Genomic DNA, 17,186 nt, shown 5'->3' on the forward strand with positions numbered 1-17,186 from the left:
GGAGTCTGGTTTGCCCGGAATGAATTCATCAGCTTCAGCTTTGTATTTGCGCCTATTCCGAATTGTCCGTGACGTGTGCTTGCAGCCTCTCTCCCCGCTTCTGGACAAAGGGAAGCATGACGGTAACCGTTGTTCCTTGACCGCGGCGGCTTTCGAGCTCCATGCCGAAATCGGTGCCGAACAAATAGGAGATGCGGCGGTGCACATTGACAATGCCGATATGCGAGCCTCCGGCCATAATATCCTTCTGTCGCAGGTCCGCCCGGATTTTATCCAGTTTGTCCGAATCAATGCCTTCCCCCGTATCCTGTATCCGGATGCCGAATGCAGCCGAGCCGATTCGCAGGGCCGTAATCCGGATGCGGGTCATGCCGGCCGCCGGTTCCATGCCGTGGATAATACAATTTTCTACAAGCGGCTGCAGAGAAAATTTGACGATCTGCTGATCCATCGCCCATTCGGGTATATCCATCTCGAACTCGAGCCTCTCCTCGAAACGATGCTTCTGGATACGCAGATACAGCTCGCACACCTGAAGCTCATCCCTGACAGAAACGGACGGTGAGCTGTTCCGCAGGTTGTAGCGAAGCAAACGGGCCAGAGACGAGGACATATCCGCGATGTCGTCAAGCTCCTTCTCCAGCGCCATCCCCCGGATGGTCTCAAGCGAATTGTACAAAAAATGCGGATTAATTTGCGACTGAAGCACCTTCAGCTCGGTTTCCTTCTGGCGCAGCGTCATCTCGGTTTCCCGGAGCCGCGAGAAATAAATTTCCTCCAGCAGCTCGCCCAGCTTCACAATCATTTTATTGAAGCCGTACGACAGCTGCCCGATCTCGTCAGTAGACTCTACCTCCACCTGCTGGGAGAAATCCCCGATTTCGACCCGGCGCATTACCTGCTGCAGCCGGCGGATCGGGCGAATCAGGCTTGCAGCGAAGCCGATCCCCAGCAAGTAAGCTCCGCACAAAGCGATTACAACGGTCAACAGGATAGCGCGCCCCATGTAGGCGCCTTCCTTCACCAGCTCGTCATAGGGCATCACGGTAACGAGTGTCCAGTCCAGAAAAGAGGAATGGCTGAACGTCAGGAATTCCCGCTTGGGCATCTGGGTCACGACCGTCCCGCTCTCCTGCCGGTACAGCAGATCCAGACTGTCGTACTGCGCTATTTTGCCCAGCTCGTTCATATCCGGATGGTATACATAATGGCCTTGAGAATCCAGTATGACCATATACCCGGAGCGGCCGATCGTCACCTTCTCGGCAATCTCCTGCAGCCGCTTGAAATTCACATCAATAATAATCGTGCCCATCGGCTGCAGGGTGTGCGGGCTAATAATTTTTTGTACCACCGAAATAATCGGCTCCGTGCGGTCCTGGAACGGAATGACCCGGCTCACCAGCTTCGGCTCTCCATTGAGCGGTATCGTGCGGTACCAGTATTCCTTCTCGATATTTTGGGCCGGATACGCGCTCTTGCCCTGGGTGGAATCGACAATCTGCACATCATCCAGAATGACGGTAATGGCCTGAATATCCGAACGGGAGAACGCCATATTGCGAAGCAGCTCCTCAATATCCTTGCGGATGCCGCTGCTGGCAACCTCCTCACTCGTCTTCATCCGCAAAAAGCGGTACATATCGGGATGATTTAATATTTTTAGCGTCGTCACTTCGAAATCCCACACATACTTCTCAACGTGCATCTTGACCTGCTCAATAATTTGCCAGCTATATTGCGACGCCTCTTCCTGCAGCACCTCGGAGGACTGGCGATACGAGATAAAGCCGACCACGCAAAGCGGAATGACAACAAGCAGGGCCGAGAACACGAGAAGCTTAATAATGAGCGGCCGATCCCGCAAAAAAATAAACCGGCCGACGCGCTGCCGCAGCTTCCCCAAAGGCGTCCGTCACCCCGCTTCCCGTTTATTGCATGTTTCCCTGAACACATCTGACCAGCTTCTATATTTCCTTGATTATACCCTATTCCGCCGGTTTTCAAAGATCGGATTTCAGCTATGAGCGGCCGGCTGTGCAGCCATACATGCAAGGAGCGCCTCTGACTGCTGCAAGCTGTGCTTCTACCGCAACCGTTCGCTCCTCCGGCTGCTTGCCAACATCAGGAGCAGCCGGCAGGGGGAAGCGGCCTTGACCGCGAAAAGGAGGGCTCCGGGGAGCCCGCCTTCTTGGTTAGTCTTTTTTTGTTTTCTCAATGGCGGAGAGCACATCCTTGTACTCCTCGCGGTACTTGTCGATAACGGGCTTCACCGCATCCTGCCAAGGCTTGAGGTCGGTTACATCGGTTACGGTCGCTCCTGCAGCCTTCACCTTGGCGAGCGATTCAGCCTCGTACTTTTTCCACTGCTCTCTTTGGTAGCTGATGGACTCCTGAGCCGATTCCTTCAGAATCTTCTTATCGTCATCCGACAGCTTATCCCAGGTCGTCTTGCTGACCATCAGCACCTCCGGCACGCGCTGGTGCCCGTCGACAATCAGATTTTTGGCGACTTCATAATGATTGGACGAGAAATAGCTCGGATAGTTGTTCTCCGCCCCGTCAATGACGCCGGTTTGCAAGGAGCTGAACACATCCCCGTACGGCATCGGCGTTGCGCTCGCGCCAAGCGCGCCAATCAGATCGATGTTGACCTTGTTTTGCTGCACACGGATTTTGAGCCCTTTCAAATCAGCCACCGTTTTGACTGGCTTTCGAGTGTAGAAATTCCGCGCGCCGGAGTCATAATACGCCAGCCCCATCATTTTGGAGGAGGCGAGGCTTTCCAGCAGCTTGCCGCCCTCGTCGCCCTGCAGGAAGTTCCACAGATGCTTCTCGTTGTTGAAAATATATGGCAGGCTGAACACGCCGAAGGCCTTGTTGAACTCGGCCAGCGGGCCGGTGCTTACCCGTGTAAATTCTATAGCGCCAAGCTGCACCTGCTCCAGCACCGCCTTCTCTTCCCCAAGCTGCGAGGACGGGTACACGTCGATTTTAATCCGGCCATTCGATTTCTGATTGACGAGCTCCGCGAACTTCTTGTCTCCGAGCGTAGTCGGGTAATCCGCCGGGTGAGTCTCCGCCAGCCGGAAGGTGTAGCTTTTTTTGTCCGAGGAAGCTCCCGCATTGCTTGTCTTGTCCGTGCCGCCGCTGCTTGATCCACAGCCGCTAAGCACGGTTCCCGCCAGCAGAATGGCTGCAACGATACCGAACGTGGTTCTGGATTTTGTCATAATCAAGTCGCCCCTTTTTCACTTGTTTGATAACGTTTTCATTATAGTTGAAAGCGCCTACATATCGTATGGGTCCGGTTTTATGTTTTTTTGTAAATTTTTTAGAAGTGTGGTGAGCCACAGGCTGTCTGCTTGCCGGGATCGGCCTCCGGATTCGTTTGTTTACCACACATCTTTTGTTTACCACACATCTAAAATCCGGCGAACAAGCTGCTCTCTTTAAGGTGTACCATGAAACAGTCCCGGGAGCCATAATGAAATTTGAGGAATATAGGTCAGCAGCAGCAGCACGACGCACATCGCCAGAAAGAATGGAATCGAGGCCTTCGTCGCCTGATTAATCGACACCTTGCCTATCGCACACCCTACGAATAGTACCGTGCCCACCGGCGGTGTGATGAGTCCGATGCCGCAGTTCAAAATCATCATAATGCCGAAATGAACAGGGTCCACACCGATCGAGGTAACCACCGGCAGCAAAATCGGCGTCATAATCATAATCATCGGCGCCATATCCATTGGAAATCCAAGCAGCAGCAGCAAAATGTTAATAAGCAGCAAAATAACGAACGGACTGTCGGAAATATTCAGGAACAGGTCGGTCACAAGCGTCGGGATTTTCAAGTAGGCCAGCATCCAGCCGAAGGCGTCGGACGCCGCAATCAGAAACAGCACCATCGCTACCGTGCGGAAGGTCCGCTTGAAAATCAGGCCCATCTGGCTGAGCGGGATGTCACGGTATACAAAGAAGGTCAAAATAAATGCATACACACAGGCAAGCGCTCCGGACTCCGTCGCCGTGAACCAGCCGGACAAAATCCCGCCCAGGATGATGACCCCGACGAGAAGCGAAAGCACGCCGTCGCGAATAATTTTCGGAACGTCCTTCCATTGAATCGGGTCGCCTTTTTCATAGCCGCGCTTGCGGGCAATGATATAGGAAACGGCCATCAGCGTCACCAGCAGTAAAATCCCGGGGACAATGCCTGCCAGAAACAGGCTGGAAATCGATACGCCCCCTGCGGCAATCGAGTACAAGACCAGGTTGTGGCTTGGCGGTACGACCACGCCTTGAATCGATGCCGAGGTCGTGACGGCCACCGCGTAGTCGGCATCATACTTCTTTTTCTTCATTGCGGGAATGAGCACCGACCCGATAGAGGATACGTCCGCTACCGCAGAGCCGGAGATGTTGCCGAAAAACATGCAGGCCACACAGCTAACGAGCGCCAGCCCGCCGCGGACCATCCCGACGAACAATTGGGCGAAATTCACAATCCGCAGCGCCATGCCCCCGGCACTCATAATTTGACCGGCCAAAATGAAGAACGGAATCGTCAGCAGGGAATACGAGTTCATCCCCTGTATCATGCGCTGTCCGACGACAACCCACGGAACGTCCAGATACATAATCGTGACCAGCGCAGACCCGGCCAGGGTGATGGAAATCGGGAATCGCAGCAGCAGCATCGCTACAAAGCAGCCGACCAGAATAAGAATGGCATCCAAATTTATCATTGCTCCGAAGCCCCCTCCTCTATTCCTTGAGCATGCCGTCTGGTGTCAATACCGAGCAGCTCCAGCAAGGAATAGCTACATATCATCAGCCCTGTAATCGGCATCACCACATAGGTAACGCTATTGGGCAGCTTGGTCGCCGGCAGGGTAGATTCATTCATCAGCACGGTAAAGTCCCAGCCGTTCTTCAGCAAATACAAGCCGAAGGCGAAAATGGTCAGCGAAATGATTTTATCCAGCGCCTTGTTGACCTGTTTCGGGAAGTACTGGGTTAAGCTGTCCATCGCCAGGTGGAGCTTCTCCCGGAAGCCGATGGCGATGCCCATGAATGCAAACCAGACGAGCAGCAGCAGCGTAATTTCCTCCGACCAGAAAAACACAAAATTAAACAGCTTGCGCGTCAATACCTGGAGCGACACAATGAAGGTCATGGCCCCCAGTGCGGTCAGCGCGAAGTACTCGAAGAAGCTGTCCAGCATCAGTGCCGCCTTTTTCAAATTCTGCAAAGCAATTCCCCCTTTTTTTCATGCCCTATCTAAAAAGTCCTACAACCCGCAGCCGCGCGTATTCACCGCCAAAAAGCCGGAGAAAACGGCTGTGCCTCGACCTCTTGATGTAAGGGCTTTCATTTGACTTCATGCTCTCATTGTAAAGAGGAATGACGGCTTGCGTAACGGCAGCCGTTTTAGAATTTTTTGCGTTTTTTTTAGGTGAAGGCTGCTTTCGGCAGGATGACTCCTCTGAAAGATAATGTTATAATAACTGCTAATGATTACATCACATATTGTGGAAGGAAGGAACTCCATGAATCCGTTAGCACAAGCGTTAAATGAAACGCTTCAGCAGGAAAACCCGCACGCCTTCGCCATGCTGTCCGGGCTCGGCAAAGCGATTTATTTCCCGAAAGTAGGTATTCTCAGCCAATCCGCCGAGGCGAAGGCCAAGGCTAAAAAATATAACGCCACCATTGGTATCGCGCTGGAAAACGGCCAGCCGATGCACTTGAAGGTCATTCAGGATACATTGTCCGCTTATGCGCCGAAGGACATTTATGAATACGCGCCGCCGCAAGGCAAGCCCGAGCTTCGTACGGCATGGCGCAAAAAAATGCTGGAGGAAAATCCTTCGTTGTCGGACGTTACCTTCGGCACTCCGATCGTAACCAATGCATTGACACACGGCCTCAGCATTGTCGCAGACCTGTTCGCCGACACCAGTGACGCCGTCATTATCCCGGATAAAAACTGGGAGAACTATGAGCTGACCTTCGGTGTCCGCCGCGGTGCCGAGCTGGTCTACTACCCGCTGTATAACGAGCAAAACCGTTTTAACGCCGCCGGCCTGCGCGAAGCGCTTCTGGCACAGAAGGACAAAGGCAAGGCCATCGTCATCCTGAACTTCCCGAACAACCCGACCGGCTACACGCCGACAGCCGAAGAAGGCCGTGAAATCGTGGCGGCGGTGAAGGACGCGGCGGAAGCCGGAATGAATGTAGTCGCTGTAACCGATGATGCTTACTATGGGCTGTTCTTTGAAGATTCCGTCAAGGAATCGCTGTTCGGCCAGCTTGCCAAGGCACACCCGCGTATTTTGGCCATCAAGGTCGACGGCGCAACCAAAGAAGAATATGTTTGGGGCTTCCGGGTTGGCTTCATCACCTACGCCGGGAACAGTGAAGCGCTTCTGGCGGCACTGGAGCAAAAAACGCTCGGAATTATCCGCGCCACCATTTCCAGCGGCCCGCATCCTTCCCAAACCTTCGTGCTCCAGGCGCTGAATTCCCCGGAATTCAATATCCAGAAGCAGGAGAAGTATGACATTATGAAAGGCCGCGCCAACCGCGTAAAGGACCTGCTGGACAGCGGCAAATTCGATTCGGCCTGGACCTATTATCCATTCAACTCCGGCTATTTCATGTGCCTGAAGCTGAAAACAGTCGATGCGGAAGCCTTGCGTGTACACCTTTTGGAGCAGTATGGCATCGGTACTATCGCACTCGGCGAAACCGACCTTCGCGTGGCCTTCTCATGCATCGAGGAAGCCGGCCTGGAGGAGTTGTTCAACCTGATTTATCAAGGGGTTCAGGATTTGGAAAGCTCAGCTTCGAAATAAGCTGTAATCTAAGAAAAAGCGCCGTTCGGACCCTTGGTCCGAGCAGCGCTTTTTCTATTAACCCGCCTCATCATAGCCGAATATAAAAATAACCGCCTACGGGATGGCGGTCATTTCAGCAGCGGCGCTGCCGGAATCACTTCTCCAGCTCCACCTGCAAACATTTGAGCACGTCTGCATGAATGCGCAGCAGCGTTTGAATATCTTCTTCCGATATTTGAGCCAGAACATTTGTCATTGCAACATAAACAGAAGATTCTTCTCCGGCGGTCTGGGATAGATCTTCCCCGGCAGGCGTCAGCTTATACTTGACCTCTCTGCGCCCTTCCTGAGACTTCTCCCGTTCAATATAGCCCAGTGCAGCCAGCTTCTGAACAATACCGCTCATCGTCGTCTTCGGTGTGAAGCGCTTCGCCGCCAATTCGTCAAGCGTCAGCTCCGAGAATTGCAGCAACGTGTTAAGGACTGTCAGCTGCGGCATGTTCAGTCCACATCGCTCCGCATCCTTTTCGAACAATTGTGTCGTCGTTTTGCTAATTGCTCCGAACGACTGCAGCAGTTCTACCTTCTTTTGTGCTTGCTCTGTTGTAAAATCCTCCAAAATGAATACCCTCCAAAAAATTCATTCCCGTCATACAACCTATCGGCTTCTTCAAGTTATTATTTTAACATTGAATCGGTATAAAAAACAAATTGACAAAAAAGGAACGGAGATGATACATTTTATCTCAATATATTCCAATCAATTTACTAGGTATTATTAAAGGGTGGTGTTCCGACTATGAAAGGCCTGTTCAGCTCACTCAAACGGACCAAATCAACACAGGAAGCCCCGACATCTGAGCCGGAAGCGGCAATTGGCAATACCGGAGAAGCCGCAGAATGGGACAAGCTGGTACATGCCAGCCGGTCGCTGGCCGATTCCTCCGATTCGTTCCACGCTTATATTAAAACCTCTATCGAAAACGTAGAGTCCGTCTCCTCCGCCATCCATCAAATCGTTACCTCGGCCACTCGGCAATCCGCTGAAGCGGAAGCCAGCTTCAGTACTTCCGAGCAGCTCGGACAAGATTTGGATGAAACCGTGCGGAAGGTGCAGCAGATGAATGAATGGGTGTCCCGGACCTTGCAGGCTTCGGGAGCCGGGAAGCAGTCAGTTCTCAAGCTCTCTTCCGAATCGTCCCTCAACAGCCGGCGTTCTGAGCAGCTGCAGCTTCAAATGAAGGATCTGAAGCAGACCTCGGAGTCGATCTCCCACGCCATCACCATGATTGCCTCAACGGCCAAACAGATTCAGCTGCTGGCGATCAATGCCTCGATTGAAGCGGCCCATGCCGGGGATCACGGCCGCGGCTTTGCCGTCGTTGCCCAGGAGATCCGCAAGCTGGCGCAGGAAAGCGAGAGCAGCGGACAGCAAATCCGCAAGCTGCTCGAATCCGTACAGCAGCAGGTGAATGCTTGCAGCCAAGGGGTTGATGCTTCCCTGCAGGCATCCAGACAGGTGGATTTGGCCGTAAACCATACCGAAGACGCGTTCGAGCGTATTGACACCCACCTGCACGCGGTTACCGAAGCCTCTTCCGAAGCGTTCGTGCTGCTCGAACAGGCCAAGACGCGCAAAGGCCAGCTGCTGGACAACATCCACCACCTGACCTCCCTCTCGCAGAAATCGCTCTCTTCTGCGGTGGAGGTAGCCGATTTGTCGGAACGGCAAGCGTCCTCCGTCCTGACGGTTGCAGGGGCCGCCCAGGACCTGCAGGCTTTTTCCGGCGAGATGAAAAAAAGCATGATGGCCTTATCCCGGCACACCGCCGCTCTCACAGGCAGCGGCAGCCTGGAGGATGTGCGCCGGTCCGTCATTCGTATCGGCCTGCTGCCGAACCTGACCCATGCTCCTGCGCTTATAGCGCTGGAGCGCGGATTGTTTGCCGAGCAATTCGGCCGTCAGCTTGAAATCCGGCTCTTTTCGGCTGGTCCGGCGCTGGTGAATGCTTTGACGCAAGGCCAGCTCGATATTGGCTATACAGGACCCAGCCCGGTCTTCGAGGCCGCTGCACAGCAAAAGCCGGTCCGCATACTTGCCGGGGCAAGCCACGGCGGTGCGGCGCTCCTCGTCAAAGGCGGCTCCGGCATAACAGCGCCCGGCCAATTGCGGGGGAAGACCGTTGCAGTCCCGCAGTTCGGCAACAGCCAGCATGTGCTGCTGAAGCAGGTGCTGCGGGATCACGGCCTAAGTGACAAGTTCCGCGGAGGCGACGTGCGGATTGTTCAATTGAAGCCCTCTCTGCTGGCGGCGGCGTTCCAAAACGGAGAAGCCGATGCCGCCCTTGTGCCCGAGCCGTGGGCGGCTCTTCTTGAAGCAGAGCAAGGGGCCCGGCTGCTGCTGGACTGGCGGAGCCTTCACCGTGACGGGCTGTATCCGAATACTGTTGTCGCCGTCAACCTTGATTTCTTCCGGAGCCGTGCGGAGCAAGCAGCGCAGTTCCTCCATGCCCACCGTCAAGCGCTGTCTCTCGTCCAGAAAGGGCAGCCCGGCGTCGTTCAGTCCTTGACCGACGCACTGGAGAAGCATACCGGGCAGCGCCTGGCCCCGGACACCATCCGCGAAGCGCTGCGGCGAATCGTGTGGCACGCTGAGGCGGATGCCGGATCGCTGGACGATTTTGCCCGCATTACCCGCGGGGAGGGCTTTCTCAAGCAGGACGTGGACGTACGGCAGCTGCTGCTGTCTCCCCCGCTTCCGGCAGCTGCGGCCCTCTAGCAATACCATACAAACAGCCCCGCTAGACTGCGGACTTCCGTTCTCCAAGGAACGGGAAGCCGCGTACAGCGGGGCTGTTTTTTGGAACAAGCTAACCTTTTTCAAAGCTCTCTCTTTTTCTCTCTATTTATATCGGTTAAACAGACATGATTGTTTATTGCCTTTTATGAAAAGAATGTCGAACGGAGACGTCCTACTTAATAATAATCGTCTCGACGGTGTTGTTTTTGCCTTGCAGGGTAATTTCATGGTTTTGCACCAGCTGATTTACATCCCCGGTAATCGTTACATCGGGAGAGACCGTGTAGACGCTGACGGCACTGTTGTATACATCCTGAGTCACCGATACGGTCGAGATGCGGCCCTCTTCATTGACGGTGAGAGACTGGAAGCGGACATCCACGCTGAAATCCGTGCTTGCTGCCGGGGTGGTGACATCGACAAAGGTGACCTTGTTATTGTATACAAAAGCTTTGACCGCATCGCCGACCTTCAACTCCGCCGCAGTAATACGGACCCCTTGACGATAAATCTGCACATCACTGCTGAGGGACAGCTGAACCGATTGGCCTGCTGAATAGAGCAAGAGCGTGCTGCCGCTTACCGCCGCATTGACAGTTCCTTCTACAGTCCGATTCGCGCTCTGCTCTTCAGCCGCCTTGGTCACCTCGACGAAGGTGATGACACCGTTATTGGTGTACACGCGCAGCTGATCTCCGGCCTTCAGAGCCGATGCGCTGGACTGAACGCCGTTGCGATACACAACGACTTGGGAGTGCAGCGGGATTTGTACCGTCTCACCGCTCGACTTGGTCAAAGTGACCACACTGCCGCTAACGGCTGCAGCCAGTGTGCCTGTCGTAATGCCGTCCTGATAGCTCGGCAATTGTCCCCCGGTCCGGTCCAGCAGCGCAGCCAGCTCCGCGCGGGTAACCGGCTGATTCGGACGGAAGGTGTTGTTCTCGTAGCCTTCGATAAGCCCTTTTTCCACAGCTACAGCCACATAGCCGACCGCTCCTGCCGGGATTTGATTGTCGTCCTTGAAGGACAGGTCCGTGCTCATTTTGGCTTTGGCCTCATCCTGCAGCTTGAGCGCCTTCACCAGCAGGGTCGTCGCCCACAAGCGGTCAGCCTCTTTGTCCGGCTGTACGGCATCATCCGTTTCACTGAACAAATCGTTCTCCAGCGCAACGGCTACATAGCCTACTGCCCACGGATATTTGGATTTGATTTTATCCGCATCCTTAAAGTTCAGGTTGCTGTTCATTTTGGCCGAGGATTCCGCTTCGTCTCCAAGCCCCATCAAGCGGACAGCGGCGGCAATAGCTTCAATCCGGCTAATCGCTTTACGCGGCTGGAACGTTCCGTCCTCATAGCCCTGGAACACGCCCTTCGAAGCCAGGCTGGCAATATACCGGACCGCCCATTCCACATCGCTGCCTTTCATATCATCGAAGGTAATTTTAACTTCAACCTTGGCGTTCGCTTTGTCCAGCGCGCTTTGCCATTCGGTTTTGTTGTTGTTCCAGTTTTTATAGGTAAACGGCTGCTGCACTTTCGTATTGTTCTGACGTCCTTTATTGTCCTTGCCTTTGCTGTCCGCAAAAGCAGCAGTGGAGCCCCCTACCAGCATAACTACAGCCAAGCTGCCAACTACAGCCTTTTTCATAACGGGATTCAGCAATTTTTTCATTAATCTTCCCTCTCCTTGTCCATTGGAAAATGTGGTGATGTCCGCCGGCCGAGCGGATGGTTGCCGACCCTTCGCGAAGTGACGTCGGAATTTCTGCTACATGGTTCGCGCTTCCAAAAATGATTCGGGGGGTAGGCCCAAAAATGTTATCGAGCCTCCCCTCGATTGTCCCATCGTGCGTGCGGGCATGGCCGGGCAATTTCTGGTATAGTAGAAGGGAGCAAATCGTGAGAAAAGGAGCTGGAAAAACCGCTGTGAAATCGAAAAAAATCAGGCTGGCGCTGGGCATTATCGCTTTTTTTGCAGTTATTGCGCTAGCGGTCAACCTGCTGTCGGCACAATTCGCCGAGAAGAATCCGGGCACCTTGGAAAGCACTGCCGTTGAAAACACCAAAACATCAACCACCACCTCCCCTGCACCGACGCCGGAGCCTCAGCTTCCCGCTGAACAAGTGGACATCGTCGTTATAGGCTCAGAGCTTGAAGGCATGTATCTGGCCCGGGCGGCGGCCGATGAAGGTCTCAAAGTCAAAATCCTGGAGCCGCGCGACGCGATTGGCGGACAACTGCTGCAGGGGGAAATGCTGTTCCTCGATGAAACCCGGGATGACAGCTACAAATCTTTGGTACAGGGACGGGTCAAGGAATTATTCGATGGCTTCCGGGCAGCCAAAATCCGTAAGCTCAGCGAATTTGAAACGTATTTTAACGAAAAATTGCTAAAGGAGCTTCCACTGGAGAAGGGCGTGAAGCTGGAGGAGGTCAAAACCGGCGCGGGCCTGAACGGAGAAGAATCCATTAGCTCCCTGACATATACAACTGCCGGCGGGGACAAAAAACGGATTGAAGCGTCCTACTGGGTGGACAACTCCGATGACGCTGCGCTCACAGCCAAGCTGAAGGCCGTACGCATGCCGGGTCTGGAGAAATTTTACGGGCAAAGCAATATTGAATATATGAGCGCCGGCATGATGATTAAGCTTAAAAATGTGGACTGGGCCAAATTCGTTTCCCATTTCAACAGTCTGAGCGCCGAGGAGCGGAACAAAAAGTATGGCTACGGCAACGTCGACAACAGCTTTGCGGTCGGTCTGAGCAAGATGACCAGCGAATACAAGCCCTCGAATGACCGCGTCTTCCTGCGGGGCCTTAATGCGGTCAACCAGCGTGATGGCGAAGTCATCATTAACGCGTTCTTGATTTATACCGTCGATCCGTCTGATCCGAAATCCATTGCCGAAGCCATGGAGCTCGGGAAAAAGGAACTGCCTCTTATCCGCGATCATTTCCGCAAATCGATTGTCGGCTGGGAGAAAGCGGAGTTAAACGGCTTCCCGAACTATTTGTACATCCGGGAGTACAATCATTATGAGACAGATTACGTGCTGAAGCCGTCGGACATGCTGGGGGCCAAAATGTTCTGGGACAACATCAGCATCGCCGGCTACCCGCTGGATCTGCAAGGAACGAGCGCCAACAAGTGGGGCATCGAGATGGGCCGCCCCGACAAGTACGGCATGCCGCTTCGCAGCTTCCTGCTCAAGGGCTATGACAATGTCATCATGGCCGGGAAAAATGTCGGCGCCTCGGCTATCGCCTACGGCAGCGCCCGCATCCAGCCCAACACAAGCACAGCCGCCGAATCCATCGGTGTCATCCTCGGGCAAATGAACGGCAAGAAAAAGCTCAAGGAACTGAAGGAAGCGGACATGGCGCCGCTGCAAAAGCTGCTGAAGGACAAGTACCAAATTACACTGACCGGCGTCACCGGGAAAAACAAAATCGCCGGCTGGACCGCCGATGAAATCAGCAAGCTGGATACCGGTGAAATCGTTTATGCCAGCTACGCGCCTAAACGGGCCGCGAAGAAATAAATGTTTACCTCCATATCCACAAAAATAGAGCGGTAGCCGGGATTTCAAATCCTCGGCTGCCGCTCTTTGAGCTTATGACACATCCACTTACATTTCGACCGGTTCGAGAAGACTGGCTTCCTTCCAGGGGACATAAGCAATTTCTTGGAACATCGCAACCTGGCGCTGCCATACCTCCCTCAAATAATGCCTGTACTCCGGGTGGGATTGAAAGGCGGCATACGCGGCATGATTCAAAAATTTCATGATGAACCCGAAAGGCAAGTCGTTACGAGGACTGATTTGCCTCAGCACCTGAAATTGCGCTACACCTGGAATCGACATCAGGATCAGCCGGCTGGAGGCCAGAAAGCGCTCCGCCTCTTCCGATTCCGGCTGTACAAGCAAATCAAAAAATACCGTGTGTGTCACATGTTCACCCATTAACAATCCCTCCCTACATCATTTGAGCTTTATATATATATTTATATATCATTCGACCTCAATCGGCATTTCTCCTTCCTTCTGGAAGGATAAGAAAACACTTCCATAGTTGTATTCACCGCATCCTTGCTGCATTTCCGAAATTGACGCGCGCAAATTTTCAGGTACATGCCTAACCGCTCCTTCGCAGCCGCCAGTACCGTACTCCCGCATACAGCGCGGCAAGAAGAATAAATGTGACTCCAAGCCCCCACGTCTGATTGGAAACCATGACCCCGAATGAAGTCTGTCTCTGCAGTATATCCACCGACTCGTAGGCCTGAACCGTCCGGGGAACATACCGCAGTGCCTGATAATATGACCAGCCCGCTGCTCCGGCAATGACAAGCGCGTGAAGGATGAATGAAGCCAATAGTCCCTGAAGTATGCATCGTTTCATGATTTGTCCTCCTCTTATAGCTTCCCGTCCATTTCTCTGTACAACTGCTCCAGATACATTTCCATAAACCGGTGGCGTTCCCCCGCAAGACGGCGGGCCGCATCCGTGTTCATGCGATCCCTCAGCCGCAGCAGCTTCTCGTAAAAATGATTCACCGCCGTGGTCCGGCCGCTCCGGTACGCCTCTTGCGTCAGCTCCTCCGGGCTGCGGGGCGGCCGCTCCGGGTCGTAGATGGCATGTCCCTTCCAGCCTCCGTAGGCAAACGTCCGGGCAATGCCAATCGCGCCCATCGCATCAAGCCGATCCGCATCCTGCACGACCTGTGCCTCCAGTGTTGTTACAGGCGGCTGCTGCCCGCCGGCAAAGGACATCGTGGACAAAATGTCCAGTATGTGTTTTACGGCTTCCGCCTCAAGCCCCCGCTGCTCCAGCCAGGACGCCAGCTCTTCCAGTCGGCGTTCCTTGGAGGCATACAGCTTCTCATCAGCCAAATCATGCAGCAGCGCGGCAAGCTCACAAATAAACACGTCCGCTCCCGTCTCCTTCGCGAGCCGGACCGCCATCACGGCCACCCGCTCCACATGCCGCCAGTCATGCCCGCTGCTGTCTCCGCCAAGCTCCGCCTGCACAAATTGCCGCGCCTGCTGCAGCACGGCCGTTTTGTCCTGTACCATGTGATTCCCGCCCCCGTTATGTTCCGGCACTGAATTGCCGGATGTAATGTTCATTTTTTCTGCTTGTCCCGCCCCTCCCGGCAAGACCGGAATATAGTAAACTCGCTGCCGCTGACCGGAATCGTGTTCTGCTCGCTAATCAACCTTCATCCGGCCGGCTTCTTTTCACCGGCCTTCACCGAGCCTGATGTCAAACCGGATATGCAGCTCCTGCCCCTCAATCGCCACCTCGCGAATACCGACCAGCTGCGGCAGACGTTCCTCCAAATTCACCTGCACCGGGGTTAGCCCGAGCCATTCCATAGGCACCGATAGCCCCTTCACCCGGGCCTCCTCAGGCACAGCTGTCAAATAAGGGGGCTGCCATACAAGCCGATAAACGATCTGCCCTTCCGTCTGAAGCCAGTCAGCATACACAACCTGCACAGCGGCACGCAGCCGCTCATCGGCTAGCTGAAAGTCCGCTCCCGTTAATGTCAAATCCGGAGTCAGCTGCCGCCTGGAGGCAAGCACCCCTTTCAAAAGCTGGTTTACCTCCGGCTCCGTCAGCGTCAGCTCGGTCTGCCTGTGCTTCACCATATCCATCAGCTTCGGAGCAAGCTGCAATTCCGTGGCGTTCAAATCCAGCTGCCGCTGCGGCTTCACATACCAAATCAGCACAGCGCAGGCGGCAACCGCCAGTACGATGAAGCCGATGAACCACTTCAGCCAGCGCATGAGCAATCTTCCCCTTGTATAAGTGTGACGGGCAAGCAGCCGCCCCTGTTCCAGCTACATTTTTCTCCATTCCATAGCCTCTGATTCATCCGCAGCATTCACCGGCAAGAGGACTAGGCCCCAGCTCACCGGGCAGCCCCGCCCCTACGCATGAGCCGGAACAAAATCATAACCAGCAGCAGCGAGACAGCAACAATGACGCTATTAAACAGCGCTTTGCTCTGATACCAGCGGGGCCCGGCTTCTTCATTCCCGCTGTCTTGGGCAAGCAGCCGCTCCGGACCAAGCTTGCTTGCCGCCGGCGCCTCTTGCTCAATCTGAGCCCGAAAAGCCCCCAGCTCATACTGCGGCTTCACCGCCTGCGGATTGCCGCAGCCGGTGACGAAGCGGATAGCCGAGCGTTACCGCCAAATACAGCAGAAAAACAACAACGGAATAGACCATGCCGATGACAGGCTGCAAGGCTTCCATAACGAGAACCAGCATGCAGGGAAGGTGCAAAATAAAGCTGATAAGCTGCACCGACCGCCACTGCTTCTGGAAGGAGACCATCAGCACCGATATGTTCAGGAGCAGCAGGTAGCCCATCGCCGCAAGAACCGCTCCGCCGTCCAGCCCGTAGGCAGCCGTGTAGGCAATAAATGGAAGATAGCTGCCAACAAGCCCGAAGGCGCAAACCGTCCGGGACTGATACCTGAGCGACAGCAGCACTGCTGCCGCCGTAACCAGAACGGACAACGCCAGCCCGACCAGAAGCGGGATCAGGTCAAGCAGGAAATAGCTGTAGAAGATCGAGCCGTACAGCACGGAAATACCGCCTCCGAGCAGTCCGAGCGCAAACGTCGTTTTGCTGCGGCGGTAAAACCATTCCCCGCCTCCAAGCAGCAGCAGCCCCAGCAGGAAAAAAAGCGAGCCCTTCATATATCCATTAAACCAGGTGGAATAGGAATATTTAAATGCCGCCCCAACCCCGAACAAAATAAGTAAAATTCCGAGCTTGTTCAGCCAGTTTAAACCGATTTTCATCTCGATTTGGTTCTGCTTCATCCGTTTCTGAATGAGTTCTTCGCTAATTTCCTCCTCACCCAGCTCCTGCTGGCGCAAGTCCATATGGTGACGTACGTGAAGCTGTTCCTGAGCGAATTGCCGCTTCAGCCACAGCAGCTTCTCATCCAATTCCGCGGTAAGAGCACCAAGCTTAGCCTGCATTTGCTCCCGCTGCTCCTGCGTCAGTCCGGATAACCGCGAGCCCATCTGAGTTATTTGCATACGAAGGTCATATTCAAACCGGGATAACCGGTTGCCCTCCGCATGGGCAGTCCCCCCGAAATAGGTTTCCAGCTTTTGACGCGACAGCTTCAGAATGCTCAGCTTCTCATCCAGAATTTGTTCCTTGAGCGCGTAGCGCAGCTGTGCATTCTGCTCGTTTGACACCTTGAACCGCTGCTCCAAATCAGCCAGGGCTTGCTTGGTACGCTCGTGCTGCTCCTGCAGCTCCTCCAGCTCTTGATGCAGCTGATGTGAATCGTATTCGCTCACTAACGCTTCATACTGCTTGGCGAGCTCCCGCTGGCTCGTTTGTATAGCATGGAGCCTGTCTTGAAAAGCCTTCACCCTCGCACCTCCGGTAAACTGCTGTTGATTGCCCTCATTGTAGCAAATTGTGGAAAGCGCCGAAACCACATTTCCTTTTTCTTCAGGAACTATTAATCATCATTCAGATTAACTTTATAAAAAAATAA

The 17,186-nt window shown here is 54.1% G+C and carries 15 protein-coding genes; 3 read left to right on the forward strand and 12 right to left on the reverse strand.

Annotated features, from left to right (window positions below):
- Positions 1-52: 52 nt before the first annotated feature.
- From WBG83_RS13010 to WBG83_RS13025, 4 genes are all read right to left on the reverse strand, one after another.
- Entirely contained in the window at positions 53-1,906 is a 1,854-nt protein-coding gene (locus tag WBG83_RS13010) for a sensor histidine kinase (protein ID WP_336745501.1), read from the reverse strand.
- Between the two features lie 289 nt (positions 1,907-2,195).
- Positions 2,196-3,233 carry a TRAP transporter substrate-binding protein gene (locus WBG83_RS13015; protein ID WP_336745502.1) on the reverse strand — a complete coding sequence of 346 codons (1,038 nt, stop codon included), beginning with the start codon at positions 3,231-3,233 and terminating at the stop codon, positions 2,196-2,198.
- 219 nt (positions 3,234-3,452) lie between these two features.
- The gene (locus WBG83_RS13020; protein ID WP_336745503.1) at positions 3,453-4,751 is read right to left on the reverse strand and encodes a TRAP transporter large permease; all 1,299 of its coding nucleotides are present in this window, start codon (positions 4,749-4,751) and stop codon (positions 3,453-3,455) included.
- The gene (locus WBG83_RS13025) at positions 4,748-5,257 is read right to left on the reverse strand and encodes a TRAP transporter small permease (RefSeq protein ID WP_336745504.1); all 510 of its coding nucleotides are present in this window, start codon (positions 5,255-5,257) and stop codon (positions 4,748-4,750) included. Before WBG83_RS13025 ends, WBG83_RS13020 begins: the two co-directional genes overlap by 4 nt.
- A gap of 298 nt (positions 5,258-5,555) precedes the next feature.
- Here WBG83_RS13025 and WBG83_RS13030 point away from each other — a divergent pair, with 298 nt between their 5' ends.
- Entirely contained in the window at positions 5,556-6,863 is a 1,308-nt protein-coding gene (locus WBG83_RS13030) for an aminotransferase class I/II-fold pyridoxal phosphate-dependent enzyme (RefSeq protein WP_336745505.1), read from the forward strand.
- A gap of 136 nt (positions 6,864-6,999) precedes the next feature.
- On the opposite strand, the gene WBG83_RS13035 is transcribed toward WBG83_RS13030, so the two are convergent.
- The gene (locus WBG83_RS13035; protein ID WP_336745506.1) at positions 7,000-7,464 is read right to left on the reverse strand and encodes a MarR family winged helix-turn-helix transcriptional regulator; all 465 of its coding nucleotides are present in this window, start codon (positions 7,462-7,464) and stop codon (positions 7,000-7,002) included.
- A gap of 180 nt (positions 7,465-7,644) precedes the next feature.
- Between WBG83_RS13035 and WBG83_RS13040 the strand changes: the two genes are divergently transcribed.
- The gene (locus WBG83_RS13040) at positions 7,645-9,624 is read left to right on the forward strand and encodes an aliphatic sulfonate ABC transporter substrate-binding protein (RefSeq protein ID WP_336745507.1); all 1,980 of its coding nucleotides are present in this window, start codon (positions 7,645-7,647) and stop codon (positions 9,622-9,624) included.
- 193 nt (positions 9,625-9,817) lie between these two features.
- Here WBG83_RS13040 and WBG83_RS13045 read toward each other — a convergent pair whose 3' ends face one another.
- Positions 9,818-11,317: an S-layer homology domain-containing protein gene (locus WBG83_RS13045; RefSeq protein WP_336745508.1), complete on the reverse strand. Its 1,500-nt coding sequence runs from the start codon at positions 11,315-11,317 to the stop codon at positions 9,818-9,820.
- A gap of 227 nt (positions 11,318-11,544) precedes the next feature.
- On the opposite strand from WBG83_RS13045, the gene WBG83_RS13050 reads away from it, so the two are divergent.
- Positions 11,545-13,191 carry an FAD-dependent oxidoreductase gene (locus WBG83_RS13050; protein ID WP_336745509.1) on the forward strand — a complete coding sequence of 549 codons (1,647 nt, stop codon included), beginning with the start codon at positions 11,545-11,547 and terminating at the stop codon, positions 13,189-13,191.
- Positions 13,192-13,278: 87 nt separating this feature from the next.
- Here the strand turns inward: WBG83_RS13050 and WBG83_RS13055 are convergent, their stop codons facing one another.
- The 6 genes from WBG83_RS13055 to WBG83_RS13080 all read right to left on the reverse strand — a co-directional run bounded on the left by WBG83_RS13055 (position 13,279) and on the right by WBG83_RS13080 (position 17,058).
- Positions 13,279-13,614: a Dabb family protein gene (locus WBG83_RS13055; protein WP_336745511.1), complete on the reverse strand. Its 336-nt coding sequence runs from the start codon at positions 13,612-13,614 to the stop codon at positions 13,279-13,281.
- 172 nt (positions 13,615-13,786) lie between these two features.
- Positions 13,787-14,053, reverse strand: coding sequence for a hypothetical protein (locus WBG83_RS13060; RefSeq protein WP_336745512.1), 267 nt, complete (start codon positions 14,051-14,053; stop codon positions 13,787-13,789).
- A gap of 14 nt (positions 14,054-14,067) precedes the next feature.
- Positions 14,068-14,727 carry an HD domain-containing protein gene (locus tag WBG83_RS13065; RefSeq protein WP_336745513.1) on the reverse strand — a complete coding sequence of 220 codons (660 nt, stop codon included), beginning with the start codon at positions 14,725-14,727 and terminating at the stop codon, positions 14,068-14,070.
- Positions 14,728-14,892: 165 nt separating this feature from the next.
- The gene (locus WBG83_RS13070; RefSeq protein ID WP_336745514.1) at positions 14,893-15,444 is read right to left on the reverse strand and encodes a hypothetical protein; all 552 of its coding nucleotides are present in this window, start codon (positions 15,442-15,444) and stop codon (positions 14,893-14,895) included.
- Between the two features lie 125 nt (positions 15,445-15,569).
- Positions 15,570-15,800, reverse strand: coding sequence for a hypothetical protein (locus tag WBG83_RS13075; RefSeq protein WP_336745515.1), 231 nt, complete (start codon positions 15,798-15,800; stop codon positions 15,570-15,572).
- Positions 15,784-17,058 (reverse strand): DUF2339 domain-containing protein, encoded by a 1,275-nt coding sequence (locus WBG83_RS13080; RefSeq protein ID WP_336745516.1) that lies wholly within the window; start codon positions 17,056-17,058, stop codon positions 15,784-15,786. The genes WBG83_RS13075 and WBG83_RS13080 overlap by 17 nt, the downstream gene beginning before the upstream one ends.
- Between the last annotated feature and the right edge of the window lie 128 nt (positions 17,059-17,186).

Origin of the sequence: Paenibacillus sp. y28 (genome assembly GCF_037137075.1) — a bacterium.
Classification (GTDB): Bacteria; Bacillota; Bacilli; order Paenibacillales; family NBRC-103111; genus JBBBNV01.